25 protein-coding genes are annotated in these 25617 nt (G+C 57.3%); 16 read left to right on the top strand and 9 right to left on the bottom strand.

The window, feature by feature from the left end; genetic code table 11:
- Positions 1-22 precede the first annotated feature (22 nt).
- Positions 23-277 (bottom strand): hypothetical protein, encoded by a 255-nt coding sequence (locus VXJ35_RS12335; protein ID WP_157198170.1) that lies wholly within the window; start codon positions 275-277, stop codon positions 23-25.
- Between the two features lie 80 nt (positions 278-357).
- On the opposite strand from VXJ35_RS12335, the gene VXJ35_RS12330 reads away from it, so the two are divergent.
- A complete protein-coding gene (locus VXJ35_RS12330; protein WP_231914740.1) occupies positions 358-606 on the top strand; it encodes a CopG family transcriptional regulator in 249 nt (82 codons plus the stop codon).
- Positions 594-800, top strand: coding sequence for a hypothetical protein (locus VXJ35_RS12325; RefSeq protein WP_082880901.1), 207 nt, complete (start codon positions 594-596; stop codon positions 798-800). The genes VXJ35_RS12330 and VXJ35_RS12325 overlap by 13 nt, the downstream gene beginning before the upstream one ends.
- Positions 801-804: 4 nt before the next feature.
- Here the strand turns inward: VXJ35_RS12325 and csb2 are convergent, their stop codons facing one another.
- The 5 genes from csb2 to VXJ35_RS12300 form a co-directional block, all read right to left on the bottom strand.
- Positions 805-2322, bottom strand: a complete 1518-nt coding sequence (gene csb2, locus VXJ35_RS12320; protein ID WP_064021784.1) for a type I-U CRISPR-associated protein Csb2 — start codon at positions 2320-2322, stop codon at positions 805-807.
- A gap of 3 nt (positions 2323-2325) precedes the next feature.
- Entirely contained in the window at positions 2326-3321 is a 996-nt protein-coding gene (gene cas7u / locus VXJ35_RS12315; RefSeq protein ID WP_064021783.1) for a type I-U CRISPR-associated RAMP protein Csb1/Cas7u, read from the bottom strand.
- 163 nt (positions 3322-3484) lie between these two features.
- On the bottom strand, positions 3485-5797 hold the full coding sequence (csx17, locus tag VXJ35_RS12310) for a type I-U CRISPR-associated protein Csx17 (RefSeq protein WP_064021782.1): 2313 nt from the start codon (positions 5795-5797) through the stop codon (positions 3485-3487).
- Entirely contained in the window at positions 5794-8163 is a 2370-nt protein-coding gene (locus tag VXJ35_RS12305; protein WP_064021781.1) for a CRISPR-associated helicase/endonuclease Cas3, read from the bottom strand. Before VXJ35_RS12305 ends, csx17 begins: the two co-directional genes overlap by 4 nt.
- Before the next feature lie 92 nt (positions 8164-8255).
- A complete protein-coding gene (locus tag VXJ35_RS12300; protein WP_064021780.1) occupies positions 8256-9227 on the bottom strand; it encodes a YafY family protein in 972 nt (323 codons plus the stop codon).
- A gap of 295 nt (positions 9228-9522) precedes the next feature.
- Here VXJ35_RS12300 and VXJ35_RS12295 point away from each other — a divergent pair, with 295 nt between their 5' ends.
- A complete protein-coding gene (locus tag VXJ35_RS12295; RefSeq protein WP_064021779.1) occupies positions 9523-10524 on the top strand; it encodes a cytochrome-c peroxidase in 1002 nt (333 codons plus the stop codon).
- Positions 10525-10801: 277 nt separating this feature from the next.
- Here the strand turns inward: VXJ35_RS12295 and VXJ35_RS12290 are convergent, their stop codons facing one another.
- Complete coding sequence (locus tag VXJ35_RS12290; RefSeq protein ID WP_064023493.1) at positions 10802-11698, bottom strand: hypothetical protein; 897 nt, start codon at positions 11696-11698, stop codon at positions 10802-10804.
- A gap of 256 nt (positions 11699-11954) precedes the next feature.
- Here VXJ35_RS12290 and atpD point away from each other — a divergent pair, with 256 nt between their 5' ends.
- From atpD to VXJ35_RS12250, 8 genes are read left to right on the top strand one after another with little or no spacing between them, the layout of a single operon-like run.
- The gene (gene atpD / locus VXJ35_RS12285) at positions 11955-13391 is read left to right on the top strand and encodes a F0F1 ATP synthase subunit beta (protein ID WP_197495825.1); all 1437 of its coding nucleotides are present in this window, start codon (positions 11955-11957) and stop codon (positions 13389-13391) included.
- Positions 13388-13798 (top strand): F0F1 ATP synthase subunit epsilon, encoded by a 411-nt coding sequence (locus VXJ35_RS12280; protein ID WP_064021777.1) that lies wholly within the window; start codon positions 13388-13390, stop codon positions 13796-13798. The genes atpD and VXJ35_RS12280 overlap by 4 nt, the downstream gene beginning before the upstream one ends.
- Before the next feature lie 2 nt (positions 13799-13800).
- Positions 13801-14079, top strand: a complete 279-nt coding sequence (locus VXJ35_RS12275) for an AtpZ/AtpI family protein (protein ID WP_054762021.1) — start codon at positions 13801-13803, stop codon at positions 14077-14079.
- On the top strand, positions 14076-14762 hold the full coding sequence (locus VXJ35_RS12270; protein ID WP_064021776.1) for a F0F1 ATP synthase subunit A: 687 nt from the start codon (positions 14076-14078) through the stop codon (positions 14760-14762). The genes VXJ35_RS12275 and VXJ35_RS12270 overlap by 4 nt, the downstream gene beginning before the upstream one ends.
- Complete coding sequence (gene atpE / locus VXJ35_RS12265; protein WP_054762023.1) at positions 14759-15025, top strand: ATP synthase F0 subunit C; 267 nt, start codon at positions 14759-14761, stop codon at positions 15023-15025. Before VXJ35_RS12270 ends, atpE begins: the two co-directional genes overlap by 4 nt.
- Positions 15026-15071: 46 nt before the next feature.
- Positions 15072-15827, top strand: a complete 756-nt coding sequence (locus VXJ35_RS12260; RefSeq protein ID WP_082880900.1) for a F0F1 ATP synthase subunit delta — start codon at positions 15072-15074, stop codon at positions 15825-15827.
- Positions 15787-17259, top strand: coding sequence for a F0F1 ATP synthase subunit alpha (locus VXJ35_RS12255; RefSeq protein ID WP_064021775.1), 1473 nt, complete (start codon positions 15787-15789; stop codon positions 17257-17259). Before VXJ35_RS12260 ends, VXJ35_RS12255 begins: the two co-directional genes overlap by 41 nt.
- Positions 17256-18056 (top strand): F0F1 ATP synthase subunit gamma, encoded by an 801-nt coding sequence (locus tag VXJ35_RS12250; RefSeq protein ID WP_064021774.1) that lies wholly within the window; start codon positions 17256-17258, stop codon positions 18054-18056. The genes VXJ35_RS12255 and VXJ35_RS12250 overlap by 4 nt, the downstream gene beginning before the upstream one ends.
- Positions 18057-18202: 146 nt before the next feature.
- Here VXJ35_RS12250 and VXJ35_RS12245 read toward each other — a convergent pair whose 3' ends face one another.
- Together VXJ35_RS12245 and VXJ35_RS12240 are read right to left on the bottom strand one after the other, a co-directional pair.
- Positions 18203-19333, bottom strand: a complete 1131-nt coding sequence (locus VXJ35_RS12245) for a hypothetical protein (protein WP_064021773.1) — start codon at positions 19331-19333, stop codon at positions 18203-18205.
- Between the two features lie 95 nt (positions 19334-19428).
- On the bottom strand, positions 19429-20067 hold the full coding sequence (locus VXJ35_RS12240; RefSeq protein WP_064021772.1) for a cytochrome b/b6 domain-containing protein: 639 nt from the start codon (positions 20065-20067) through the stop codon (positions 19429-19431).
- A 130-nt stretch (positions 20068-20197) separates the two neighbouring features.
- Between VXJ35_RS12240 and VXJ35_RS12235 the strand changes: the two genes are divergently transcribed.
- The 5 genes from VXJ35_RS12235 to VXJ35_RS12215 all read left to right on the top strand — a co-directional run bounded on the left by VXJ35_RS12235 (position 20198) and on the right by VXJ35_RS12215 (position 25614).
- Complete coding sequence (locus VXJ35_RS12235; RefSeq protein WP_064021771.1) at positions 20198-20860, top strand: response regulator transcription factor; 663 nt, start codon at positions 20198-20200, stop codon at positions 20858-20860.
- Positions 20860-22179, top strand: coding sequence for a sensor histidine kinase (locus tag VXJ35_RS12230; RefSeq protein ID WP_231914739.1), 1320 nt, complete (start codon positions 20860-20862; stop codon positions 22177-22179). Before VXJ35_RS12235 ends, VXJ35_RS12230 begins: the two co-directional genes overlap by 1 nt.
- Before the next feature lie 54 nt (positions 22180-22233).
- Positions 22234-23625 carry an argininosuccinate lyase gene (gene argH / locus VXJ35_RS12225; protein ID WP_064021770.1) on the top strand — a complete coding sequence of 464 codons (1392 nt, stop codon included), beginning with the start codon at positions 22234-22236 and terminating at the stop codon, positions 23623-23625.
- A 64-nt stretch (positions 23626-23689) separates the two neighbouring features.
- Entirely contained in the window at positions 23690-24394 is a 705-nt protein-coding gene (locus VXJ35_RS12220; protein ID WP_064021769.1) for a FimV family protein, read from the top strand.
- Positions 24391-25614 (top strand): hypothetical protein, encoded by a 1224-nt coding sequence (locus VXJ35_RS12215; protein ID WP_064021768.1) that lies wholly within the window; start codon positions 24391-24393, stop codon positions 25612-25614. Before VXJ35_RS12220 ends, VXJ35_RS12215 begins: the two co-directional genes overlap by 4 nt.
- Positions 25615-25617 lie beyond the last annotated feature (3 nt).

Genomic DNA, 25617 nt, shown 5'->3' with positions numbered 1-25617 from the left:
TTCGCTCGATTGCTCTTAAAACTTAGTCAAGCCAAAAGGCTTCGATCAACCCGCCTTCGGTATCGAGCAGCCACCACTCCAAGCCTTGCTTGGTGACCATTCGATGCAAAACATACCCCGGTTGCCAATACTGTAAAACGGCTTCGAGGATCAATGCCGGAATCTCCGGATGATCCAAAGGGAAGGGGGTTTCTTCGGGCCAATCGTTTGTCGTTATGTCGCACATGGTAGAAACGCCTGGTTCGATATACGTTCTGTCATACAATCTGTCTGTCACATCGCCTTTGTAAGGAGTCCGCAATACCTACCCTCAGCCTGCGTTTACCCGAGGAAGCCAATCTCAAAGCCGAAGCCCAATTGGAAGGCAAAAGCCAATCGGAAATTGCCCGCCTGGCGATCACCGAATACCTGGCCCGCCGCCAACGCGAGCGGTTTATGGCGGAAATGGTGGCGGCGGCGGCACGCGCTTTGGCTAACGATCCGCAAGCCAGGGCAGAAGCGCTGCAAATCGCCGATGAATTCGATGCGGCCGACGACGCCCTGGACCGAGTGATTGCCGAAGAGCGCGCCGCCGGTATCGACCCCGATGAAAAATGGTGGGAATGATGAAGCGCGGCGAAATTTGGGTCGGCAACCTCAACCGGCCGCGCGGCCGCCTGTTGAAATCGTGCCAGGTCATTACCGACCAACCCCGCGCCCTGGACAGAGACCGCTTCGGCGAAGGCCCCCTCGCCACCGTCACCGCCGAGGAACTGGCGGCGGTGGAGAAGAGTTTGCGAGGGGTGATGGGGTTGTGGTGAGCAATTATTCATTGGCTTTTACTGGAGCGAACAAACCCAATCCAAAATGGCAGCCAAAGCCTAATGCCAACGGTCCGGAAACGGATTCGGCAAATGCCAGCTGCCAGAACGAACCTCGGGTATCCGGCTGCATTAGCCCCCTTTTGCTTCGAAAGCGGTGAAAGTCAATCGGCCGGAGCTCGCGACCGTGCGGCTTAATGGTCGGTAGCAGCTGGATTTCCGTCGGTTCGGCCAACTGGCGTTCCCGACATTCCCGCCGAATCTGTGCCGACACATCAAAGTCTTTTTTGCAATACCACGGATGTAGATACGGTGTTAGCGACTGCCAAACACTGGCGGATTGCACGATGGGCGAGACGTTTTCGAAATCTTCACGCTGGCCGATATGCTCCAGCATTAAGCGCCATTCCTGGCCGTCAAAGCCTTTGACCGTTTTTAACGCGCCGAAAACCCGGCGCATGTCGCCGTCAATACCGGCCGGGACGTGAATCAGTACGTGATCGAGTAGGCCGTTCGAGTTGGCTTGCGGCAGGTAAAAGGCGTGACAGTGGCGGTTATCGGCATTCAAGCCATGCCCGGACAACAAAGGCGGAATCGCGGTTTCGCCCAATGTCCACTTGGCTTTACCCATCACCGCGCGGCGCACGTGCTCGGCAAATCTGATGGTATCCAATTCGCGCATCAGCGGCTTGCCGTAAACGGCGTAACGCACCGTGTCGGCGGACGGGCTTGGTTTAGGTCTGGCGCGGCTGGCAACGCTGCTTTTCAATGCCTGAATCGGGCGCTGGTATAGCACTTTTTGCGCGGCCGGCGGTGCGCTCCAGCCGGCGTTTTGCAAGTCGGCGGTGTCAAGGCTGACCGCCTCCAACCAACTTATCGGCAGGGTTTTCTTGATGCTTTTCAATTCCGAGGTTTTCAAATTGCGTAACGCTAAGCCGGACTGCATTTGCTGCTGGAAATTGGCGTAGGCATCGGGCGTAAGCGGTGCGAACAAATGCACCGGTTCGGTCTGAATCTCGCCGGTTTCCTGATCGATTTGGGTGCTTCCTGGAAAACAGTTTGGTTCACCGTTCCAATCGCCGAGGCGCTTTGCTTCCACCCAGGATTCAGCGCGTCCGACATAGCCGATGCAGTTTAAAAGCTCGTCCAACAATGCGGTTTGTGCGTCGTTCAGTTGGCATTCGGGCCAGTGCGCGATCAGCGCTTCAGTTGGATCGATGCGGGCAAAGGCGTCGAAAATCAACGTGGATTTTTGGCGATTGGGCATGTAGTGCCGGGTATGACTGTGCACCGCCATCGGCAGCCGGTAATGCGGCGGTTCGTCCGCCAGCAATCCGAGCAAACTTGTCAGCAAAATCTCAGGGTAAAGCTGATGATCCAGTTTGCGATACCAGGTGGCAATCAAGGCGCGGGTCAAGCGCCATGGGTCGGGCGGCCAAGCCACGTCCGCTTCGTTGACGTGCCGGCCCCACGGCGTGGCGTGGTAACGCCCGCCGGGAAAGCTGAGCGATAAGGTAAGCATGGCTTATTCCTCGCTTTCCGTTTCAGCCTTGGCTTTTTTGGCTTTGCCTTTTTCCCAGGTTACGGTGGTCACGCGCGGCTCGGCAAAGCGGTTTTCGGCGGCAACGGCGGCAATCAAACCCGGTAACGCGGCTTCCAGGGTGTTACGTTTGGGTAATTCCCAGGCGGTGGGACGGGTAACGGTCAGTTTTTTGACATCCAAATCGCAGGCGGTGCGCAAGCGCAAACCGAAGTCCAGAACCGCGCGGATTTTGTAGAGCGCCAAGGCAATCAGCAATTGCTCGACCGCATTGCCCAGGCCGAAACCGCGTATTTGGGCGAGGTCGATATTGAAGTAAGCGATGATTTTAGGTGCGGTGTAGTCGCTTCGCGAATAAGGAACGTTGCCGAAACCTTTCGCGGTATCGCCGGACGGGTTTACGTGGTCGTTTTTGACGCCGCCGCTTTGCGCCAAATTGACGTCTTCCGCTTCGATGAACGAAGACACGACGCGCGGCAAGCGTAGCCGGCCGCCGGCCAATTCTTTTTTGGCAAGAAACAAGCCGTGGAGTAAGGCGTTTGCGTCGTATCTCAGAACGACTGCAGCAAGTTTTTTGAGATCTACCGCCCCCTCGTCCATATCCGCCAATTCGGCTTTCAATTTATCGAAAACTTTTTGGTCTTTACCCTCAAGGACGTATGCCGAGTTTAGGCGGTGGGCTTCCTGTACTGTGTTAGTTAAAGGTTTCCCATGATTATCAATCACCTTAATCAAGGGTAAGCCCTTTAACGCATCAACCCAATCGTCGTTCGGCGCATCCCAGCAAACGGTCTCCATTCGGTTAGCCATACTCTGCGCCGATTCCACCAGTAGTAGTCGATTACCGTTGGGGCCATCGTAAACGGCGGCGCCCAAATCCGGAAAACCGGTGGGCTGAAAACGCGCGCCTTGCAGCGGTTGCAATTCAGCCTCGATCAACAGCCTCGGGGCGGTGTGTAGAGCGGAAAAGTCGATACTCATGGTTTATCTCCTGGTAACAAAATTAAAATATGCAATTCCCTGGTTACCATGCGCTGCGTGGTAACCCGAATGCACCGCGCTGCGGTGCCTAGGCTGACCGCAGCGCGGTCAGGCCCGGTATTCCAACGCGGCGCGTTGGAACAAGGAATATCTGAGGTAAATATCATTGGGCTGGTTCGGCTTGCTGTTCTGTCGCTTTTTCACTGGCGCCCAGCGTCAGCAACAGACTTTTCAGTTGGCCGAATGCGAGCGGAAAAGCCAACGCCGCCAACAAACGCGGCCCATCGATTCCAACTGCTCTTGGTGCTTGCTGCGGGAAATGCGGCAAACCGGCGCCGACCTGGCGCAACTTGGCCCAAGCCCAATCGACGGCCTTTTGCGTTTGATTGGCGGCCAGCCAGGACAGTAATTCGCCGCGTAGCGGTAGCTGGGCATCCGCCGCCAAGAAACCGATTCTGGTCAATTCGCGATCCGGCACGAAAAACGGCTTGAGCAAGCCATAGGCGGCGGGCAATGCGGCATGGCGGGTTGTCGGCGTTTGAAGTCCGCTTGAGTTGAATTCCTTGAGCAACGCCAAGCCTTGCGCCAAGTCACTAACCCGCCACTCATCCACCGAGCCAGCCAAAAATGCGGCTATATCGGCTTGATTTGCCCCGACACCATAGGCAAAGGGTTTGTCCTTATGTGAAAGTCGTTGCGCCGCCAGCCACCGGTAACGCATAGTTTCGTTAAGATTTTGCGTCAGAGAACCTTCGCCCCAAACGGCCAGCCGCGATTCGTTGTCCCAGACATAACCTTTCTTGTCGAGTTTGATGCCGGCAAAATGTAAGCGCATAGGCAAACCGGCAGATGTCTCGAAAACCGATTCGGTAGGGCTTTCCTGCAATGCGGATTTTGTTGATCCGCCGCCAACGGCTTTTAAGCCGGCCAAAGCGCAGGCCAAACGAAACTCCGGGCTGGCATCGTCGCTGGCAACCAGCCAATGCGGGCTTAATAAAGGTATCGGTTGGTGAATATCTTCTTTCGCTTTCGGGCTGATACTGACAGCGCGTTGAATTTTGCCGAGTAACATCAAAATGTCTTGGCAAACCCGCCGATCTGCGCCGCGCGTGAGGTCAAACAAACGGTTTTCCAGTTGATGCGCCAAGGCGGCCAAGCGTGCCGGTGCTTTGTCACTGCGGGCGAAGCGGCGAATCTGGTCTAAAAAACGACTTTGCTCTAATTCATTGATGAGTTCGACATCGGGATTATTGCGAACTGCAATCCGATTAACTGGTGTCGCTAAGTAAGCATCGCCGTTACGTTTAACAAAACCATATCTTTGAAACTCATTAATCCCACGATCGACGCCGAATGCAGAAATTGCTCTCGCAAAATCTAATCCGTCTTTAGCGAAACGCCTGTCAACAGTTGCTCGTCCCTCTTGAAATAAACAGCAAATCTCTTCGAAGGATGTAAGTTTATTCCATATCGGCAACCATATTTCATTGCGAGAATTAGATTCATCTTTCTGATTACCTGCGCCGCTTCCAGCGCCAGTCATTCTTACTGTGAATGGAAAACTAAGTGTTCCACTCCCAGTATCGGAACCTAATCGCCTGACAGTATTAGTCGCGAAAAACAATCCCCCCTCTAACATCAAAACAAAATCCCAAGGATTAACCAGAGATTTCGATTCAAACCCAGACACTCCATTTGGACTGCCAGCATTTCCTGGTAAAAATTGTCCTATAGCAACATCTTTTAACATTTGTGGGGTAGGCTGAAGATAAAGTGAATCTTCCAGCCAGTTTGTTACGAAATAATTTGGCTCCCCGGTAAGCTCATTAAACAATCGCAATACACGTTGCATGTAATTATTCGTAAAATCCAAGCGCCCATCATTTCCTCCTGTACCAAGTAACGGAGGATAAGAGACTTTGTCCGAACCAATTAGTAAAACAGCATCAAGCCATTTTAGAAACTCATCTGGATAAGTATTTCTAATAATCTGTATCAGTAAGGATTTTTGGTTTTCTTTTGGGGCCTCTTCAAATCCCTTTATATCCAATATTTCACGGGTTTTTATTAGTAACTCCCTGTAACCTTTAAAGCGATCACATTGACTTTGCAATAGCTTATCTAAAGTACGCGTTGCCTCAGTATCTTTATCTCGTATACCAGTTTTAAGCTTTTTCCCTGTTTTAAGAGACTTTCCCGTCTCAGGATCAATAGCTGCAGCTTTACCTTCTTCGAAATAAAAGCCGCTCCCGCCATTCCAAGGCGCGGTAATCGGCGTAGGTCGATATTCATCCAGAAAAAACCGCAACAGGCTTTTTTTATCCAAAGTGCTTTGCAACACAAAGGCCTCGTCCCGCCAGCAGCCTTTGGCATTCGGGTCTTTCTGCTCCGCGACCAAACGCAATATGCCCAGCGCCTTCAGGTAATGGGCCAGCGGCGTTGGTGCGCAGCCTTTTAGTGCTATTTCGTGGCTCATTGCGGATTCTCCGTACCGTTTTGTTGTTCGGCTTCCGAGGCGCGCCAGTCGGCGATGCGGACCAGGGTTTCGTACCAGGCCAGCTCGAATGGGCCGTGTTCGCGTAACAGGCTTTGCACGCGTGTAGCCCACGAAGGTCCCATCACGTCGGTTTCGCCCAGTTGCATCAATTCCAGCCGCAACTCGGTGGCCGGCATGATTTGGTCGAGGACGGCAACTTCCGGCAAACGGTCGCCTTGGTAAACGCCACGGGCATAGAGGATATGCGGTTTGTCCTTGGGCGGCTTTTCGTCCGGCATGGCTCGCAGGCTTAATCGCACTTTGCCGTGGTGGGCGACGATCAAATAAGCAATCAGGTCGCGTTGCGGGTGTTCGGGATTATTCAACAGCCAAGCCAGCATGGAGGCTAATTCGTGGCGAAAGTAACGGCGCTTTGTTTGACGCTTGGATGAAAACAAACTAAACGGGGCCTTTGCCCACAATACGTTTCTATCCAAATTCGTACCGTCTAACATCTTTTGCTGAAATTCATCATGTGCTTTACCAACGTCATGCCAAGCAGCAGCGGTAACTACCGCGTGTTTTCCAATTGCTTGGGTCTGCACCTGATCTACCAAGTGTTGGGCATGTTCGAAAACATGGCGCAAATGAGCGGGCAGTTCTATCGCCTTGGTTTTACGGCTATCTTGGTCGCCGGTATAACTATCGTCGGTTTGCGGCGTTTCCATCAGCGTAACCGGCACCGCTTGTTTTTTGATGGGATCGAAACCTGATTCCAGATCGTAGCCGCCGTACCGAGCCGACAGCAGCAAGGTCATGCCGGGAAACGGTTGATCGATCTTTTTCCAGATTTTTGCCAAGCCGTCCCAAACGAAAGCGGCTCGCTCCTTGTCCTTGAAATAGTCTTTGATCTGCCCCATCGACACCGGACAAAGCTCGCTATCCAAGGGTTGCGGTTCGTTCGGTTGCGGCGTATCGATGTCGCGCCAAAACACTCGCAGTTGCGGCATGCCTTGGTCGCGGATGAATGGGGAAATGTCGGTGTCGAAGCCGCTCAGGTCGGCATCGGTGTTGAACAAATCCAGAAAATCTTTTTTGCGTATGACTGGATGAATCGCCTGTTCGGTGGTCACTTTCGGTAGTTCGGACGGCGCGGCGCTCTCCAGACTCAGCAAATGGCTACGGCTAAGTGCAAAATCCTCAGGCGCGTAGGGCAAGGTATCGTCTTCGATGTCGATCCAGAAAATATCCGCTCCGCCGGTTTGGTTATATTCGCCGTAACGGTTACAGCGGCCGAAACGTTGGACCAACGACGACCACGGCGCAATCTCGGTAAACAAGGTCTTGCTGGAAATATCCACCCCGGCTTCGATGGCCTGGGTGGCGATGATAATTCGGCCCGCTTCCGGTGCCGCTTGCTGTAAACGCTGGTTGAGTTGCCGCCGCTCTTGCAACCGGAATCGGGCATGAACCAACAATAATTCCGCCGCCGGCTTTTGCTTTTTCAACTGAGCGTACAACTGCTGGGCGCGCTCGACCCGATTGACGATCACCAAGCTATTCGTCCCTACTTGATGCTGTTGGCTAACCAGTTCGGCGAGTTGCGCGACGTAGCTTTTTTTGGTTTCGGTGCTTAGCAGGCATGCTGCTTTGGTTAGGCGCTTTATCGCCTTAATGCGTCGTTGTACCTCTGGCAGGGTTTGTTCGGCGCGGCTCAATGGCAAGCTGATTGCCTTTGGCAAATAATCGGCAAAGTCTACTGTATTCAACCAATTGCGATTTAAGGTGGCGGAAACCCAAAGGCTTTTTGTGACGACACTGGTTGTCAGCGTACGCCGGAAGGCTTCCAGTTGTGCGCTGGTCGATAAGCCCGCACCCATCAGTTGCACTTCGTCGAACACCCACAGTGCATCGTTATGCAGCAAGGCAAAATGCACAGGCCATTGGTAACGGCTAACGCCGTAACCGCGCATCAAGGCGCGGGATAACAGCATGTCCTGGGTACCGATCAGAATGGTGTCTTTTTCCGGTTGCATCACCCAGGATTGGCTGTCTTCACCGCCCATCAAAATGTGTACATTGACTTGGTGTTGCAGATTCAGCCGTTCTAGCCAGCAATCGATGTTGGCTTGGGTTTGCTCGACCAATACCCGCATCGGTAAGCAATACACCAGGCGGCGCGGCGTGTCGGCATCATGCGCGACCTGGCGCTTATAAAGCCACGCCAATATGATTGCGGCGGTTTTGCCGAGGCCGGTTGGAATTTCCAGGAAATCCGGCCAAGCAGTTTTGGCCAGGGTTTGTTGAAACGGAAAAGGTTCCGCTAACAATGTTGCTTGTCTGAAAAATGCGCTGTAGTCGCTCATGGCAAACCTTTTGAATCAGGGTAAACGTTTTCTAACATGCCTCGGTCTCAAAAGCCGATACCGGGATTTTTTTCGTACAAATATTTTTCAAGTCATCGGTAAACCGCCAACAGCTTCTCCGCTTCTTGCCTGACCAACTCCCGCAAAAACCCCGGCGCCACTACCTCCACCTCGGCGCCGTATTTCAAAATATCCATCAGCAGTTCTTCGTGGCGGTTGAAGGGGATGCGCAGTTGGTAGTGGCCGTCGGTTAGCCATTCGTATTCTTGTTGGCTGTGCCAGGTTTCGTCGGCTACCCAGCGGCCGGCTTTGGCGGAGAAATTGAGGACGGCGGTGTGTTTAGGCGTGCCGGCGAAGATGCCGTAGGAGGAGCCAAAGTGTTGTTGCAATGCATCCGGTTCCAACAGATATGCGGCTTCGCCGCTGGCGGTGGCGGATCTGATTCGGTCCAGCGCGAAGGTGCGCGGTTCGTTGCGCTGGTGGCAGTAGGCGTCCAGGTACCAGTTGTCTTTGTACAAGACCAGGTTTTGCGGCGATACCGGTCTTTCGCTGCTTTGGTCGTCGCTACGGGCGTGGTAATGAATGATTAGCCGCTGTTGATTGAACAGGGCTTGGACCAAGGTCAGAAACAAGTCGTCGTTGCGGCTGCGATAGGCTTGGCTGAGGATTTTGATGCGGCCCAGTTGCGGGGTTTTGACGCCTGGCGAGCGGTCCAGCAGTTTTTGCAGATGGTCGCGGAGTTGGCCGATTTCATTTTGCAATAATCCCGGCGCCAGGTTGCCGAGCAGATGTTGGCAAGCAATCAAGGCTTGCAGCTCTTCGGCGCTGAGCCAGATGCCGGGCAGTTCGAACGGGTGGCGCGGGTCGTCGCGGTCGTAGTAGTAACCGCCAGCGCTACGGTCGCAGACCAGCGGCGCGTTCAGGCGGTCGCGCAGATCGGCTATCACGCGCTGGCGGGTGGCTTTAGAGCATTCCAGTTCTTTTTCTATTTCCGGGCCCGAGATTGGGGCATGGCGGCTCTTCAGCAGGTTGTGGAGTTTGACGATTTTGTCGAGGTGTTGCATCGGAGCTCTTCCTTGATCGAGTGAAAATTCTAGCGTCTTAACTGGAGGGAAAATTAGCCGATTCCCGGCCACTTAACCAGTCGGTGTCGATTCGGCTGGCGGTGTCGGTAATTTTTCGCCTGTCCAACTCCTCCATTGCCGTTGCGTTTGGGGAAGCGGGACATTTTTAATCCAACTCCTAGGCCGCCGCGCCTGCCGCGGCGGGAGGGACGCAATTTAATTTACCTGCCGCGCGCCAATATCTTACAATTCGCCGGCCCTTGGCTCTGACAATAACTATTTTTAGGAGGATGGTATGTTCAAATTTCGCCTGCTGGTTTCCGCAATTGCGCTGACCGGTTCTATGTCCGTAGCGGCGGCCGAGCCGCTGCCGAGTGTGGCCCCGGCTCCTGCCGACAACCCGACCACGCTGGAAAAAGTCACGTTGGGAAAAATGCTGTACCACGATCCGCGGTTGTCCTCCACCGGCACCGTATCCTGCGCCTCATGCCATAACACCATGTTGGGCGGCGAAGACAACCGTGCGGTGGCAATGGGCGTCAACGGCCAAACCGGCGGCCGTAGCGCGCCGACCGTCTGGAACGCCGCCTTTAATAAAGTCCAGTTCTGGGACGGCCGTGCCGACAGTTTGGAAGCCCAAGCCGCCGGTCCGGTGACCAATCCGATCGAGATGGGTATGAAGAGCTGGGACGACGTGGTCGCCCGCCTGAAAACTATCGAAGGTTACCAACACGCGTTCGAAAAAGCCTTCGGTAAGGATTCGATTTCCAAGGAAAACGCCACCAAAGCCATCGCCGCTTACGAAAGAACCCTGATCACGCCGAACAGCCCCTACGATAAATACCTCGGCGGCGATAAAGACGCGATGACCAAGCAACAAATCCGCGGCATGGAGAAAGCCGTCGAGGTCGGTTGCACCAGTTGCCACAGCGGCCCGGCATTCAACGGCCCCGGTGTGTTCCAGAAATTCCCGGTTAACTCTAACGGCTATTTCGAAGCGCAATACCACTTCCTGAAAGACAAAGGCCTGGCGGAAGTGACCAAAAAAGACAGCGACGAGCACATGTGGAAGGTACCGACCTTGCGCAACGTAGCTCTGACCGCACCTTATTTCCACAATGGTTCGGTAAAAACCCTGGATAGAGCGGTCTGGTTGATGGCCAAATTGCAGTTGAACAAAGAGTTGTCCGACGGCGACGTTGCCGACATCGTCGCGTTCCTGAATGCGTTGACAGGCGAATTCCCGACTCAAACCATGCCGCAATTGCCGGCAACTCCGGGTTCTAGCTTCAACTAAGCACGGCCGTTTACCGGTTCAGCCAAAGGGGCCTTCCGGCCCCTTTTTATTGGCTGCAGTTTCGGCGGGTACTGCCGGTGGCTGCCGGCTTTGCCAGTTTCGACGGGCGAATCGAGATTCGGACGCGGCCGGTCAACGGCCAAGGTATCGCCGAACAGCCGGTTGCGGCGTCTAAATAGCCTGGGGAGTAGGGCGTTTTCGGAATGCTGGTTCTCGCCAACTTGCTCTGCGCCAAATCGGGCAAAGGTTAAACAACCCGCATGGCGCCAACCATCGGTCAAACCGCGCGTCGGCTTTGGTAACTCTCCGGCTTGCTTACCTTATTACCGGCATCGGGTTTATTCGCCGAAGTTACCGGCAGTTCGAAATAGCGCCCTTGCACCAAACCGAAGCCGCTCTGTCTGGCTAGTGCCGCGCCGCGTTTGTCGTCGATGTCCAGCAATATGCTGCGGCCCTTGACCGACGCGACCAGGCTGTTCAGTTGCTGGATTTTGCCGGGCAATTGGCTGTCTCTGACTTGATCCAGGTTTTCGGCGGAGAGGCCGACAAAATCCGGCGCCAAGCGCGATATCAGCTCCAGCGCCGATTTTTCCAGCGACTGGATATCGAATTTCAATGCCAGTTTGTAGCCACGGCGTTGGTAGTTTTCCAGGCCTTTTTGCAAAGACGGAAAGAAGCGGGCGTAGGCGTTGCTGACGTTCAGCGCAATCGCCACATTGCCGGTTTGCAGGCCGCATTTGACGATGATTTCTTCGAAATAGGCGCCGTGGTCGGCCTTGACGCCCAGAATGTGGCGCGGGTCGACGTGGAGAAACAGCAGTTCGTCCAGATGCGACTGCGGCAGGTAATTCAGCATGTGCACGGTACGAGCCAAGCGGTCGAAGTTGATCACCGAGTCGCTATTGCCGGGTGCGCGCGGCAGATTGACCAGATTATCCAACTCGTTACCTTGCAGCGTTAGTACCGGGTTAGCCGCTACCGTCAGTTGCGCAATATGGCCGACGACGTGAGAGCTGCGCAAGGTTTCCCGAATCGGCGCCAGTACGCTGCCGACTTTGATCGGGCCGAACAAGCCGTGCGCCGCGCCGTTCTCCAGTACAAACGGCCGCACGCCGTCGTTATGTTCCTGTTCCAGGCGGTCGTTGAAATATTCCACTAATTGTTGCAACGGCATGATGAGTTCCTCGCGAAAGATGGGCGGATCGGCCAAACCGCCGTTCCGGAAATAGTGCCAGCCGCGCCCAGACTATTGGCGCTGCATTGTTTCGCTTAATGTTATGCAGCGTAGCTTGTGAAATAAAACGATATTTTTAGAATTGTTTATCTCAATTTTGGATTAACGCCGGCCGGCATGGCATATCGGCGCGGCGCTGGTGAAAGCGCCGGCTTAGGAGTAGTATTTCGGCAGGACTAATAAGGAAATTGCGCTTATGGCAACTGCATCAACAGTCCGGCAGACGGCTGCGGATCGCGCAGAGTCGACGCCGGCGGAAACAACGCGCCACTCGCAGAAACCGGTCGGCCGCATCGAGGCGGCGCAGGGGCCGGTGGTGGACGTGCGCTGCGATTATCTGCCGCCTATCGGCCAGGCGCTGGATGTCGCCAACGGCGGAAATGCCTATGTGATGGTGGTATTTCAACATCTGGAGCCGACCTTGGTGCGGGCGATAGCCTTGCATCCGGTAACCGGAATTTACCGCGGCATGCCGGTCTACGACCGCGGCGACGCCTTGCAGGTGCCGGTCGATCCGGCTTGTCTGGGGCGGATGTTGAATCTGTTCGGCGAAGCGCTGGACGGCGGATCGCCGCTGCCGAGAACGGAATTCCGCAATATTCTGGCCAAGCCGCCGCTGCTGTCGGATACCTTGCCGGCCTCGCAGATTCTGGAAACCGGAATCAAGGTCATCGACTTGCTGTGCCCATTTGTGCGCGGCGGCAAGACCGGTTTGTTCGGCGGCGCCGGCGTCGGCAAGACCGTGCTGATGATGGAATTCATGCATGCCGTCAGCTCGGGCATGCAGGGCGTTTCGGTATATGCCGGGGTCGGCGAACGCATGCGCGAAGGCCACGAGCTGTGGCACGAAATGGCCGACGCCGGCGTGTTGCCCAAGGCCTTGCTGGTCTACGGCCAAATGGACGAATCGCCCGGCGTGCGCTTCCACGTCGGCTATACCGCGTTGACCTACGCCGAATATTTACGCGATACGCTGCACGGCGAGGTGTTGTTCTTAATGGATAACATCTTTCGCTTCGTCCAGGCTGGCAGCGAGATTTCCGGACTGTTGGGGCGGATGCCGGCCACGGTCGGCTACCAACCTACCTTATTGACCGAAGTCGCTTCGTTGCAGGAACGCATCGTATCCACCCGTTCCGGCTCGATTACGTCGGTGCAGGCGGTGTACGTGCCGGCCGACGATATGTCCGATCCGGCCGTCGCCACGATATTGGGTCATCTGGATAGCGTGGTGATTCTGTCGCGGCAGCAGGCGGCCAAAGGCATTTATCCGGCGATAGACCCGCTGCGTTCCGGCAGCCGCATCATGGACCGCCACATTCTGGGCGAACGCCATTACCAGGTGGCGAGGGCGGTGCGCGAACATCTGTCGCGCTACCGCGAACTGGAAGACATCATCGCCATGCTCGGCATCGAAGAATTGTCGGTCGAAGACCGCCGCATCGTCGAGCGCGCCCGCCGCCTGCAACGTTACCTGACCCAACCCTTCGTTACCGTGGCCGACCATACCGGTTTGCCGGGCGTGCGCGTGCCGTTGCAACAAACCATCGCCGATTGCGAGGCCTTTATCGCCGGCAAATACGACCCACTCAGCGAAGCCGATTGCTACATGAAAGGAGCGATGCCGGCATGAGCGGTTTTAGCTTGACCTTGTTCGACAGCCGCGGCGTCGAATATTTCGAGCAAGTCGGCCAATTCGTCGGCGCCGACGCCGACGGCAGTTTCGGTATTTTGCCCGGCCATGTCGGCATGGTTGCGCTGCTGCGTTACGGGCTGGCGCGGTTTCGCGACCAAGCCGGCGTCTGGCGTTATCTAGCCCTGCCGGGCGGCGTGTTGCGCTTTAGCGAAAATCGGATGACGCTGACTGCGGTGCGTTATTTTCTCGGCGACGATCCGGACGCGATTTGCGAGCTATTGGCGGCGGAAATGGCGCGGATCGATTCGGAAGTGCACCGGGCGCGGGCGACGCTAACCGAAATCGAACGCTCGTTGCTACGGCGATTGGCGGAATTGAGTAACCGGGTTGCGGGGGGACGTTAACCATGAGTTTTCGTAATAAATTGATCGAATTCACCCGGCGCGATGTTCGGCGCTTGCAGGACAAACGCCGGCAATCGGCGTCCTGGCTCGGCTTGTTGCTGTACGGCGGCACGTTGGGCCTGTTGTTTGTCGTGCCCATCGTCGCCGGCGCCTACCTGGGGCGTTGGCTGGATACGCTGGCGGCCGGCTATTCGGTGCGCTGGACCGTCAGTCTGATCGTCTTGGGCATCGTGGTCGGCGGCTATAATGCCATCCGCTTTTTGCAGGAGCATTCCCGATGACCGAACCCGACGCTGCTTTACACCTCGGACCGCTGGCGATCAACGGCACGGTGTTGACGACCTGGGGGGTGATGGCCGGGTTTACCGTGCTGGCCTTACTGCTACGGTTGCCGGCGCACGGCGCATTGGCCCGGCTGCACAATGCCCTGGAAGCGGTGGTGCTGGCGATAGAAAGCGCCATCGGCGAAGTCTTGCCGGCGGCGTCGGTTCGGCGGGTGCTGCCGTTCGTCGCCACGCTGTGGTTGTTCGTGTTGGTCGCCAATTTGGTCGGTTTGATTCCGGGTTTGCATTCGCCGACCCGCGATTTATCGGCTACCGCGGCGTTGGCGGTGCTGGTGTTTGCCTCGACCCACTGGTTCGGGATTCGCGACCGTGGCCTGCGCAACCATCTGCGCCATTACATCGAGCCCAGCGTGATTCTGCTGCCGTTTCATATCATCAGCGAACTGACTCGCACCTTGGCACTGGCGATCCGCTTGTTCGGCAACGTGATGAGCTTGGAAATGGCCGCGTTGCTGGTGTTGCTGATCGCCGGCTTTCTGGTGCCGGTACCGCTATTGATGCTGCACGTGGTCGAAGCCGTGGTGCAGGCTTATATTTTCGGCATGCTGGCCTTGATTTACATCGCCGGCGCGCTGGAACCCAACGAATCCGACAATTCATCCCCGGAGAATCCGTCATGACCGATTTACACCTGTTCAGCATCATCTCCACCGGCGTGGCCGGGCTGGTCATCGCCCTCGGCACGATGTTGCCGGCCATTGCGATGGGTAAAGCCATTGCCAGTGCTTTGGAAGCCCTGGCCCGGCAGCCGGAAGCCGAGAAAACCATCACCCGCACCCTGTTTATCGGCTTGGCGATGATCGAATCGCTAGCGATTTACTGTCTGGTCGTGGCCTTGATCGTGCTGTTCCGCAACCCGTTGCTGGAATATTTCCTGAGCTAGGCTGCCGAACTATCAGTATCGCCCTCCAATCCGCCGGACCTCTGCCATGATGCAACTCGACTGGACCACGTTTATTCTGGAAATCGTCAATTTCCTGGTACTGGTGTGGATACTGCAACGTTTTCTGTACCGGCCGATGCTGGCGCTGCTGGATGCCCGTCAACAACGGATCAGCGAACAAACCGAACGCGCCGAGCAACTGCAGGCCGAAGCCGAAGCGTTGCAAAGCCAATACCAGGCCCGCTTGGCGGATTGGCAGCAACAGCAGGAAGCGGCGCGGCGGGCGCTGGACGAAGAATTGGCGCAATTGCGCAGCAGCGAATTGGCCGCGCTGCAAAAAACCTTGGCCGACGAAGAAGCCAAATTCCGGGTCAGAAACCAGGCAGCGACCGCAACCCGCGAAGCGGCCCTGGTGCGCGAAGCGGCCGGCAAGGCTTACGCCCAAACCGCAGCGATGCTGCAACGCTTGGCCTCGCCGGCATTGACCTCGGCTATCGTCGATATTTTTCTGGAGGACTTGCGGCAACTGCCGGAGCCCGAGCAGGCGGCTCTGCATAAAGCGGCTGCCGGGTTGATTACGGCGTCGGCGGTGGAAATCGCCAGCGCCCATCCGCTCGGCGCTGCCGAGCAGGGCAGTTTGACGCAAGCCCTGTCCACAGCGGCCGGCCATGAATTGACCTTTAAATTTGCCACCGATCCGACCCTGATTGCCGGCGTGTGTGCCGTGGTCGGCGAATGCCAGCTGCACGCCAATCTGGCCGATGAACTGGCCTTTTTCCGCCGCCAAATCAACCATGACTGAGCCGAGTATGCCTTACCGCTTTGGTTTGCGCTTGTCCGAGCGCGGGTGCGTGGCCGGCATCGGCGACGGCATCGCCTGGATTCGCGGTTTGCCGTCGGCCCGGCTGGACGAATTGATCGGCTTCGACGACGGCAGCTCGGGGCTGGTATTTCAGTTGGGTAAGGAGGTGCTGGGCGCGATTCTGCTGTCGCAGAGCCGCGGCGTCACTGCCGGCATGGCGGTACAGCATATCGGCCGCAAACTGGAAATCGGCGTCGGCGACGCCTTGCTGGGCCGGGTGGTCGATCCGTTGGGCAGTCCGCTGGACGGCTTGCCGCCGCCGCAAATCCGCCAGTTGCGGCCGCTGGAAGCGGCGGCGCCCAGCATTATCGAGCGCGATTTCGTCAGCGAACCGTTTTATACCGGCTGCAAGATCGTCGACAGCCTGATTCCGATCGGCAAGGGCCAACGCCAGTTGATAATAGGCGACGACGGTGTCGGTAAAAGCGCGCTGGCGCTGGATGCGGTGCTGAACCAACGCGGCCGCAACGTGTTGTGCGTGATGGTGTTGATCGGCCAGCCGCGTTCGTCGGTGGCCGGCACGCTGGAAGCCCTGCGCGCGGCCGGGGCGCTGGATTACACGGTACTGGTCGTGGCCGAAGCCAACGCGCTGCCGGGCTTTCGCTATCTGGCGCCGTTTGCCGGCTGCGCCATCGCCGAACACTGGATGCGGCTGGGCCGCGATACGCTGGTGGTCTACGACGATTTGACCCGCCACGCCCAATCCTACCGCGAGCTGTCGCTGCTGTTGCAGCGGCCGCCGGGCCGCGAGGCCTATCCGGGCGACATTTTTTATCTGCATTCGCGTTTGCTGGAACGCTCGACGGTGCTTAGTCTGGAACACGGCGGCGGCAGCATGACCGCGTTGCCGATCATCGAGACCCGCCAGGGCGAATTATCGGCCTATATCCCGACCAATCTGATTTCGATTACCGACGGCCAGATTTATTTCGAGAGCAAACTGTTCGCGGCCGGGATTTTGCCGGCCATCGACATCGGCCGCTCGGTGTCGCGGATCGGCGGCAAGGCCCAGCATCCGGCCATCAAAAACGCCGCGGCGCATATCCGGCTGGATTATCTGCAATTCCTGGAGTTGGAATTGTTCGCCCGCTTCGGCACCCGATTGGAAGCCAGTGTCGAGCAAAAATTGCAGCGCGGCCGGCTGTTGCGGGAAATCCTGAAACAAGACCGCTTGCAGCCCTTGTCCGAACAAGCGCATCTGGCTTGGCTGCTGGCTTACGGCGAGGGTTTGCTGGCCGATGTCGCGCCGGAGCAAGCCGCTACGGTGCTGGCGCAGCTACTGCAACAATTGCCGGGCAGCGCGTTGAAACTGGATTCGCCGAAACAGCAGTGGCTGGCCGCGTTGAAACAATGGCTGGCGCATAAGCCATGAGCCAGCGCCGCGAAGTCGAAGCCCGCCTGGCCTTGTTCGACGAATTGTCCGGCATCCTCGGCGCGATGCGCAGTTTCGCCTTGGCCGAGTTGCGCAAGGTCGGCAAGCGCGAAGCGTCGCAACAACAGGTGGTCGAGTCGTTGGCGGCGGCGTTGCAGGATTTGTCTGGCGCGTTGCCGGCGGCGTTTTATGCCGATAGCGCCGAAACCCGTGCCGACATCTGGCTGTTATTCGGCTCGGTGCGCGGTTTTTGCGGCAGCTTCAACGAAGACGTGATGCGGTTCTGGCAGGGGACGGCCGATGGACAAGCGCCGCTGATTCTGGTGGGCGAACGTCTGCATGGCCTGTTCGGCGGCCATGCGTCGGCCTGTTGCCTGGACGGCGCCGAAGGCGGGCTGGACGCGCCGGCGGCGATAGACCGGATTTTGGCGGCGGTTTCCGAGCTAAGGCTGGGCGGCGAGTACGGCCTGGTGGCCGGCATCCGCGACGAGCAGGGCGCCCGTAGCCAGCGGCTGTGGCCGTTGCCGCGCAGCGTCGGCCGTACGCCGGCCGAACTGCCGTTGACATATCAGCCGGCCAGAGAAGTGGCTACCGGCGTGGCCGAGCATTACCTGTTCCACAGTTTGCTGGCGCTGATGTTGCGGTCGATCCGAGTCGAAAACCATATGCGGCTGATGCAGATGGAAACCGCGCTGCGCCATCTGGAACGCGGCGGCGAGGACTTGCAACGCCAGCGCAACCGGCTGCGCCAGGAAGAAATTGTCGAGGAAATCGAACTGATGGTCGGTCGGCGTTGATGCTTTCCAAGATCCACCAAATCCGGGTTTAGCCGGCATCGGCACGGAAGGGCGGCCCGCCTTGGCCAGGGTGAGTGGCGAAATGATCGAGCAGGAGTGAATGTAAACGGCGGCCCCAGCGTCCGCCGTTTATCAGGCCTCAGGGGTTACGGCTGATCGGATTGTACTGCCGCAGCCGGGTGACGACGGCGGTTTGCCGCCAGGCCCAGCAACGCGGAACCCATCAACCAAACTGCCGGCGGTACCGGCACGGGCGCGACTGCATTCAAGTTGACCGCGCCGTTTTGGGCGCCGAGATAGGTGCCGATTTCAGCTTCGGTCGGATTGGAGTCGCTGCCGACCTTGGCTTCATGGTTTTCCGGATCGTACTCGCCGGCATATTTGTAAAACTCGTAACGGAAAATGACCGACTCGGCATTTTGGCCCAATACGTTCAGGTAACCGGCTTCGAGTTTGCCGGCGTCCGGATTGCCCGGATCGGTTTGCAGCAATTGCCATTCGATTTCGGTTTCGGCTTGTTCGATAACCGGATTACCGCCGATCAGCTCTTCGAGTTCCACTTCGCGTTCCAATTCGGTGCGGAACACTTTTACCCAAATCGCTTCGCCGAATTGGCCTTCTTGCTCGGCTTGCGGGGCGCGAATGTCGGCTGCAACTACCGGTTTGGGTTGCGGTTGGCCGGCCGGCGCCGGGTCGGCAGGGATCACGTTCCAATTCGGTGCCGGCAGCACCACTTGGCCGTTGCTGTTGGTCAGCTTGCCGCTGTTGCTGCCGTCGTCGAACAGCCAACTGTAATTGGTTTTGCTGGCGGTCTTGCTGGTGCCGACGCCGAAATGGTCGCACGGCGTGCCGGCGTTATAGCCGACGCCGCCGCCGGTCCAACAATTGTCGCCCGGCGTAATGAAGGTGCCGCTCGGGGTGCCGAATAACCAGGATTGGCTGGCGGCATCCCAGGCGCTGGCATAAGTGACCCGGGTGCCGAAGATGCTGCCGTTGGCGTACTCGGTAATGGTCGGTGCGCCGTAGCGCACTACTGCCGTGTTCGGATCGAAACCGGTGCCGCTGGGAAAGCCGCGGTTGGCGCCGCCGAAGGTGTCGGTAATATCGCTGCTGTGCAGGCCTTCCAGTTCGATTTCGAAGCCGTGGGCGGTATTTCCGGTATCGTTAACGACGTCGAAATTGCCCAGAAACCCGAGAAAACTTGCCGCAGCGATATTCGGTAACAGGGCTAACGAGAAAGTTGCAGCATAAGCCTGGAATTTAAGTTTGGTCGCCATAGTTGCTCCTGATTGGCCGGACGGAATCGAACTGAACGTGTGCAAGAAACGGGAGCGTTATAGCAAGCGAGCATGAATCCAACATTAAAAATGCGTTATTTATCGCAATTCAGGTCTTTGGCTTTGCGGCCTGTGATCATGGCTTTTACCAGTTTCTCGTGGTGTAGTTTGCTGGAGACGACCACACCCAGCACGTGGGCGGCAATCAGCAACAACATGAAATTGGTGGCGCCTTCATGAATTTCCTCCCAAAACTCTTCGGCATCGCCATCCGCTTCGGCCCGGTTGCCTTCGCGGTCTTCGGCGTGCGCGGCGCCGATCACGGTAATCATTTCGGTTCCTTGCGCCAGCGGGCCGCGGCCTTCTTCGATGGCGTAAACCTTCAAGCCGCTGATCGTCACCACGAACAGCGTGGCCAGTAACGCCAACACCATCCAGCCGCCGAGCGGGTTGTGTCCCAGATAGCGCGGTGCCGTGCCTTGGCGCAGTTGGGAAACGTAGCGAAACACGGCAGCCGGGGAACGCACGAATTCGCCGAATCGGGCGTAGCGGCCGCCGACGAAGCCCCAGACCAATCTCAGGCTGATCAAACCGAGTACCGTGTAGCCGGCGTAGATGTGCCAGGAATTTTCTTCCTCGCTGGTGGCGTAAGCGACGGCGAATGCGGCGACCAGCGACCAGTGAAATATGCGGACGAAAATATCCCAAACAGCGACCGAATTGTCATTTTGCATGGTTCAAGCTCCAGAATGGTTAAGGTGTCGGCATTGTAGTAAGGCGAAATGAAACCAATCTTAAAAATCGCCGCAACGGCGGATAAACCATTAAACTTTTGCCAATTTGCAAGCGGAGTGAGCGTCGGTTATGCGTTTATTGCTGGTGGAGGACGATCCGGGCCTGTCGAGATCATTAAAGCTTGAGCTGGAAAGCGCCGGTTTCGCCGTCGATTGCGCGACAGACGGCGAGGCGGCCGAGTTTCTGGGCTCGACCGAATCCTACGATATTGTGATTCTGGATCTGGGGTTGCCGAAAATGCCTGGCCTGGAGGTGCTACGCCGCTGGCGCCGCGCGGAGAACCACGTGCCGGTGATCGTATTAACGGCGCGCGACGCCTGGCACGAGAAAGTGGACGGCTTCAAGGCCGGCGCCGACGATTATCTGGGTAAGCCGTTTCATAGCGAAGAACTATTGGCCCGGGTACAGGCTTTGTTGAAGCGCTTTCACGGTCGGATGCAGCCGCAACTGGCCGCTTGCGGATTGGTTCTGGACGAAGACACGCAGACGGTCAGCGTCGGCGGCCGGTCGGAACAACTGACGGCCATCGAATTTCGTTTGCTGCGTTATTTCATGTTGCATCCCGGCAAAGTCTTTACCCGAACCCATTTGCTGGAGCATATCTACCAATACGACAGCGACCCCGCCAGCAACGTGATCGAAGTCTATGTCAACCGCCTGCGCCGCAAACTGGGCAACGGCCTGATTGCTACCCGCCGCGGCCAGGGCTACGTATTCGGCGAGAAGGCCTGATGTCGTTACAACGGCGTTTGAACCGCGGCTTAATGTTTATTCTGTGCACGGTCTTTGTCGGCCATTGGCTGGCGGCGGATTGGGTGATACGCGCCGTCGCCGAAAAACAGATGACGACGCGCTTGCAGCACGACGCCGATTCGTTGCTGGATACGTTGCGGCCCAATAGCGGCGGTCAGTTGGATTTCGATAGTTCGCACATCGGTACCGTCTACGGCCAGGCATTCTCCGGTCACTACTTTGTGCTGCATATCGCCGGCAAAACTTATTATTCGCAATCCCTGCAGGGCGAAACCTTGCCGATAGCCCCGTTGCCGGCCGATGCGGTGCAGTTAATCCATTATGCCGACGGGCCGCAGCACCAGCCGCTGTTGGTGTTAAACCGCGGCTGGCAACGCTTCGGTTTTCCGGTCAGTATCGCAATTGCCGAGGATTTGACCGATATCGGCCGCGATATCGACCATATCCGGTTAGCTTATTTAGCGTTGACCGTATTGGTTTTGCTGCTGGCAATCGGTTTGCAGACCGGCGACGTCCGGTGTTCTCTGCACCCGTTACAAGCCGTGCGCGGCGAGTTGGCCGAGATTGCCGGCGGCCGCAAGCAGCAAATCCAAACCAGGGTGCCGATGGAAATCAAACCGCTGGTCAGAGAGGTCAACCGCTTACTATTGTTGGTGGAGCGACGACTGCACCAGTCGCGTATTGCAATCGGCAATCTGGCGCACGCTTTGAAAACGCCGTTGGCGATGCTGTTCAGGTTGGCCGAGCATCCGGAATTGGCTGCTCATCCCGAGCTGAGGTTGCAGCTGCAACAACAGACTCAACGCATGCACGAACGCATCGAACGCGAATTGAAACGGGCCCGGCTATCCGGCAATTTGCAATCGGCCAGTATGTTTAATCCGCATGAAGAGCTACAGGCCTTAACCATGTTGTTGCGCAACATTTACTCGGAAAAGGTGCTGAACTTTCAAATCGCTGCGCCGGACCGGTTAATCAATTTCGACAGAGAAGACATGTTGGAATTGATCGGCAATCTGCTGGACAACGCTTGCAAATGGGCCGCAGGACACATCATCGTCGATATCGATTGTTCTCAGGCAATGCGGATCAGCGTCGAGGACGACGGACCGGGCTGTTCTGAGTTTGATATGCAGCAACTCAGCCGGCGCGGTTTGCGGCTGGACGAGGCGGTGCAAGGCCACGGTTTGGGTCTGGCGATCGTGCGCGATATCGCCGAGTTTTATCGGGGCAAGCTCAGCATCGAACGTTCTGCGCAGCTCGGCGGCCTGCGCGTCAGCGTGCAATTCCCGCGCTGAACGCCGGCAGCGGCAGGTATAATTGGGCTTTGTTCGATCAACCTTCCGAGTATCATGACCACCGTAAATTCCGAAAAACTCTCCAGCGCCCGCTTTGCCGAAGCCACCGACGCCTTCGTCGAGGAATTCACCGCATCGGTGAATTTCGACCAACGCATGGCGCAACAAGATATCCAAGGTTCGCTGGCACACGCGGCGATGTTGTGCAAAATCGGTATTCTGACCGAGCAGGAGTTGGCGGATATCCGCAAAGGTTTGGCACAGATCGGCGGCGAGATCGAGCGCGGCGAATTCGTCTGGTCGGTGCAGCAGGAAGACGTGCATATGAATATCGAAGCGCGCTTGACCGACTTGATCGGCATCGCCGGCAAGAAACTGCATACCGGCCGTTCCCGCAACGACCAGGTGGCGACCGATATCCGCTTGTATCTGCGCGACGAAATCGGCAACATTCTCGGCCAATTGCAGCGCTTGCAACTGGCGTTGCTGGATAAGGCGGAACAGGAAGCCGATACCATCATGCCCGGCTTCACCCATTTGCAGGTGGCGCAACCGGTCACCTTCGGCCACCACTTGATGGCTTGGTTCGAGATGCTGAGCCGCGACCGCGACCGCTTGCTGGACTGCGCCAAGCGCCTGAACGTGATGCCGCTCGGCGCCGCCGCACTGGCCGGTACCAGTTACCCGATCGACCGCTTTATGACCGCAGAATTGCTGGGTTTCAGCCGACCGTCGAATAACTCGCTGGATTCGGTCAGCGACCGCGACTTTGCCATCGAATTCGCCGCGGCCGGCAGTGTGTTGATGATGCACTTGTCGCGGTTTTCCGAGGAGTTGGTACTGTGGGCCAGCGCCCAATTCGATTTCATCGATATCCCGGACGCTTTCTGCACCGGGTCGTCGATCATGCCGCAAAAGAAAAATCCTGACGTGCCGGAACTGGTTCGGGGTAAATCCGGCCGGGTGGCCGGGCATTTGGTTTCGTTGCTGATGCTGATGAAAAGCCAACCGCTGGCCTATAATAAGGACAATCAGGAAGACAAGGAACCCTTGTTCGATACTGCCGATACCTTGATCAATTGCTTGCGCGCCTTTGCCGACATGGTGCCGCACGTCAAAGCCAAGCGCGAGAATATGTACCGCTCCGCCAAGCGCGGATTCGCCACCGCGACCGATCTGGCCGATTATCTGGTCCGTAAAGGTATGGCCTTCCGCGATGCGCACGAAGTGGTCGGCCAAGCCGTGCGTTTGGGTTTGCAGAGTGGCCGGGATTTGTCGGAGTTGACCTTGGCCGAGTTGCAAGGTTTTTCCGCGACTATCGGCGCCGAAGTGTTCGACATCCTGACGTTGGAAGGTTCGGTCGCCGCCCGCAGTCACATCGGCGGCACGGCTCCGGCGACTGTGCGTAAGGCAATCTGTGAAGCAAGACAACAAATAACCGGATAATTCGCCTGGAAATAAGCGGCCTAGCTGCTAACCTTCCGGCATCGTTTTTTTACGGAAGGTGGCAATGGCCGTGTTTCATTCCAATTTGTTTGCCGACGCGCCGCTCGGAACAACGCCTGAGAGCAGTTTCTGGCTGGACGGCGAACTGGCCGGCTTCGGTTACGATCCGGCCGCGGACCAGGCTCTGGCCGTGTTGTCGGTCAAGGTGCATAGAAAGCCGCACGATCTGGCGGCACATTTGCGGCGCATCCACAGTTGTTACCGAAATCGCCATTCGGCGGCGTTGTATGCGGCTTTGCTGGATTTGTCGATTGCGTTGCAAGGCAAGGGCGAGGCGCTTAGGCGCCGGATACTTAACGCTAGCCGGTTGCGCTTGGAACCGCGCGATTTCCAAGTCCTGTCAGCTTTGGACCGGCACGATCCGAAGAAACTCGGTAATCGCTATTCCATACTCGCTAGCGGCATCCAGGGAAGTAGCGCACTGCTCGCGCCGCGGCAAGCGCAAGCCGAAACTAGCCACGATCCGCTGGCGCTGGCTAACGACTTTATCGAATACAGCCAGTTGGATCAGGCCATCGATGTGCTGGAAAATGCGGTCGGCCTCCAGCCGCAGCGCGCCGACCTGCAACTGGCCTTATTGGAACTGTACCGCTCCACCGCCAGCCACGAGCGTTTTCGAAACGCCTGGCGCACTTTCTCCGATTTGGCCGTGCCGTTAGTTGGCGAATGGCAATCGGTTGCAGACTATTTCGACCGGCAGCTGCCATGACTAAAACCGCAAAATCCGCCAATCCCTACCGGGTTGCGTTGCACGGCATGGACAGCCGCACCTGCAAGACCATGGAAATGTACCTGAAAGGACCGTGCCGTGGTGCCGCGCAGGTTGTTGCTCCCGACGACGCCCAAATCGACATGATCGACGCCGACCACGCCAAGGCGCGGGAAATTATGGACCAGCGCAAGGCCGCGGCGCCGGGCCGGCCGATTATTTTGCTGTCGTTGCAGAGCTTGCAGATCGACAATACTTTTTTCATCAAAAAACCGGTCACTGCCGAACAAATACTCGGCGTGTTGGACAAAATCGGCTTGCTATTGAAAGCGGCGGAAAACAAGCCGGAACCGGCGCCCGCGCCGGCCGCTCCGGCAAAACCGCAGCAGGCGCCTGCCGCTCCAATCAAAACGACGCTGGACGTCTACGTCAAACCGGTCAAACCGACCAAACCGATCGACAACACGGAGCGGCAGAAGACCGGCAAACACCAATCGGCAGTGCAACTGAACGAGGGCGGCTTCACCGCGTTTCTCGGCACGGTCGGCGATATCGATTTCGACGACGAAGCGCAATTGCCCACCGCTTGCTACGATCCGCGCCAGTTTTTCCTGGGTTACGTGCAGTCGGCGGCCAAGACCGCCGGCTTGCAGGCGCGGCCGTTGCGGCTCAGCTCGATTTGGAAGCCGTTGTACCTGTTTCCCGAACAAAACGAGGTCTGGCTCGATGCCGACGACAAACAACTGCGGGCGTTTGCCGGCGTCGCCTTCAAACCCGGCACGGCCAGTAACATGAGTCTGTCGGCCCTGGACCCGGCCGCGGCCGGCGCGGAGCGGGCGCCGGAAAAGTATCAGGATCTGCAGGCGTTTATCTGGAAATTGGCAATCTGGACTTCGAAAGGCCGCTTCCCTATCGGCTTGGATATCCAGCGGCCGGTGTTCCTGCAACGCTGGCCCAATTTTACCCGTTTGGTGATTACGCCCGACGCGATGCGGATTGCCGCGTTGCTGGTGAAAACGCCGACTGCGCCGATCGCGGTTTGCCGGGTGCTCAACGTCAAGCCGCAATACGTGTTCGTGTTTATCAGCGCATGCCATGCCCTGGGGCTGTTGCGGCAGAGCGAGCGCGAAGCGGATGCGGTAATCGCCGCACCTGCGCCCGACAAACCGAAAAACGAAGGTTTGTTACGCAAAATTCTCAGTAAATTGCGCGGTACCTAGCCG

The organism is Methylomonas sp. DH-1, from assembly GCF_046097555.1.
GTDB lineage: Bacteria > Pseudomonadota > Gammaproteobacteria > Methylococcales > Methylomonadaceae > Methylomonas > Methylomonas koyamae.
The sequence above is the reverse complement of the archived record's forward strand: the minus strand, read 5'-3'. Positions and strand labels throughout refer to the sequence as shown.

Bases quoted from the DNA above. Each gene is read 5' to 3' on its own strand.
- VXJ35_RS12325 (WP_082880901.1), top strand. From the start codon at position 594: ATGGTGGGAATGATGAAGCGCGGCGAAATTTGGGTCGGCAACCTCAAC.
- csb2 (WP_064021784.1), bottom strand. From the start codon at position 2,322: ATGCTTACCTTATCGCTCAGCTTTCCCGGCGGGCGTTACCACGCCACG.
- cas7u (WP_064021783.1), bottom strand. From the start codon at position 3,321: ATGAGTATCGACTTTTCCGCTCTACACACCGCCCCGAGGCTGTTGATC.
- csx17 (WP_064021782.1), bottom strand. From the start codon at position 5,797: ATGAGCCACGAAATAGCACTAAAAGGCTGCGCACCAACGCCGCTGGCC.
- VXJ35_RS12305 (WP_064021781.1), bottom strand. From the start codon at position 8,163: ATGAGCGACTACAGCGCATTTTTCAGACAAGCAACATTGTTAGCGGAA.
- VXJ35_RS12300 (WP_064021780.1), bottom strand. From the start codon at position 9,227: ATGCAACACCTCGACAAAATCGTCAAACTCCACAACCTGCTGAAGAGC.
- VXJ35_RS12295 (WP_064021779.1), top strand. From the start codon at position 9,523: ATGTTCAAATTTCGCCTGCTGGTTTCCGCAATTGCGCTGACCGGTTCT.
- VXJ35_RS12290 (WP_064023493.1), bottom strand. From the start codon at position 11,698: ATGCCGTTGCAACAATTAGTGGAATATTTCAACGACCGCCTGGAACAG.
- atpD (WP_197495825.1), top strand. From the start codon at position 11,955: ATGGCAACTGCATCAACAGTCCGGCAGACGGCTGCGGATCGCGCAGAG.
- VXJ35_RS12280 (WP_064021777.1), top strand. From the start codon at position 13,388: ATGAGCGGTTTTAGCTTGACCTTGTTCGACAGCCGCGGCGTCGAATAT.
- VXJ35_RS12275 (WP_054762021.1), top strand. From the start codon at position 13,801: ATGAGTTTTCGTAATAAATTGATCGAATTCACCCGGCGCGATGTTCGG.
- VXJ35_RS12270 (WP_064021776.1), top strand. From the start codon at position 14,076: ATGACCGAACCCGACGCTGCTTTACACCTCGGACCGCTGGCGATCAAC.
- atpE (WP_054762023.1), top strand. From the start codon at position 14,759: ATGACCGATTTACACCTGTTCAGCATCATCTCCACCGGCGTGGCCGGG.
- VXJ35_RS12260 (WP_082880900.1), top strand. From the start codon at position 15,072: ATGATGCAACTCGACTGGACCACGTTTATTCTGGAAATCGTCAATTTC.
- VXJ35_RS12255 (WP_064021775.1), top strand. From the start codon at position 15,787: ATGAACTGGCCTTTTTCCGCCGCCAAATCAACCATGACTGAGCCGAGT.
- VXJ35_RS12250 (WP_064021774.1), top strand. From the start codon at position 17,256: ATGAGCCAGCGCCGCGAAGTCGAAGCCCGCCTGGCCTTGTTCGACGAA.
- VXJ35_RS12245 (WP_064021773.1), bottom strand. From the start codon at position 19,333: ATGGCGACCAAACTTAAATTCCAGGCTTATGCTGCAACTTTCTCGTTA.
- VXJ35_RS12240 (WP_064021772.1), bottom strand. From the start codon at position 20,067: ATGCAAAATGACAATTCGGTCGCTGTTTGGGATATTTTCGTCCGCATA.
- VXJ35_RS12235 (WP_064021771.1), top strand. From the start codon at position 20,198: ATGCGTTTATTGCTGGTGGAGGACGATCCGGGCCTGTCGAGATCATTA.
- VXJ35_RS12230 (WP_231914739.1), top strand. From the start codon at position 20,860: ATGTCGTTACAACGGCGTTTGAACCGCGGCTTAATGTTTATTCTGTGC.
- argH (WP_064021770.1), top strand. From the start codon at position 22,234: ATGACCACCGTAAATTCCGAAAAACTCTCCAGCGCCCGCTTTGCCGAA.
- VXJ35_RS12220 (WP_064021769.1), top strand. From the start codon at position 23,690: ATGGCCGTGTTTCATTCCAATTTGTTTGCCGACGCGCCGCTCGGAACA.
- VXJ35_RS12215 (WP_064021768.1), top strand. From the start codon at position 24,391: ATGACTAAAACCGCAAAATCCGCCAATCCCTACCGGGTTGCGTTGCAC.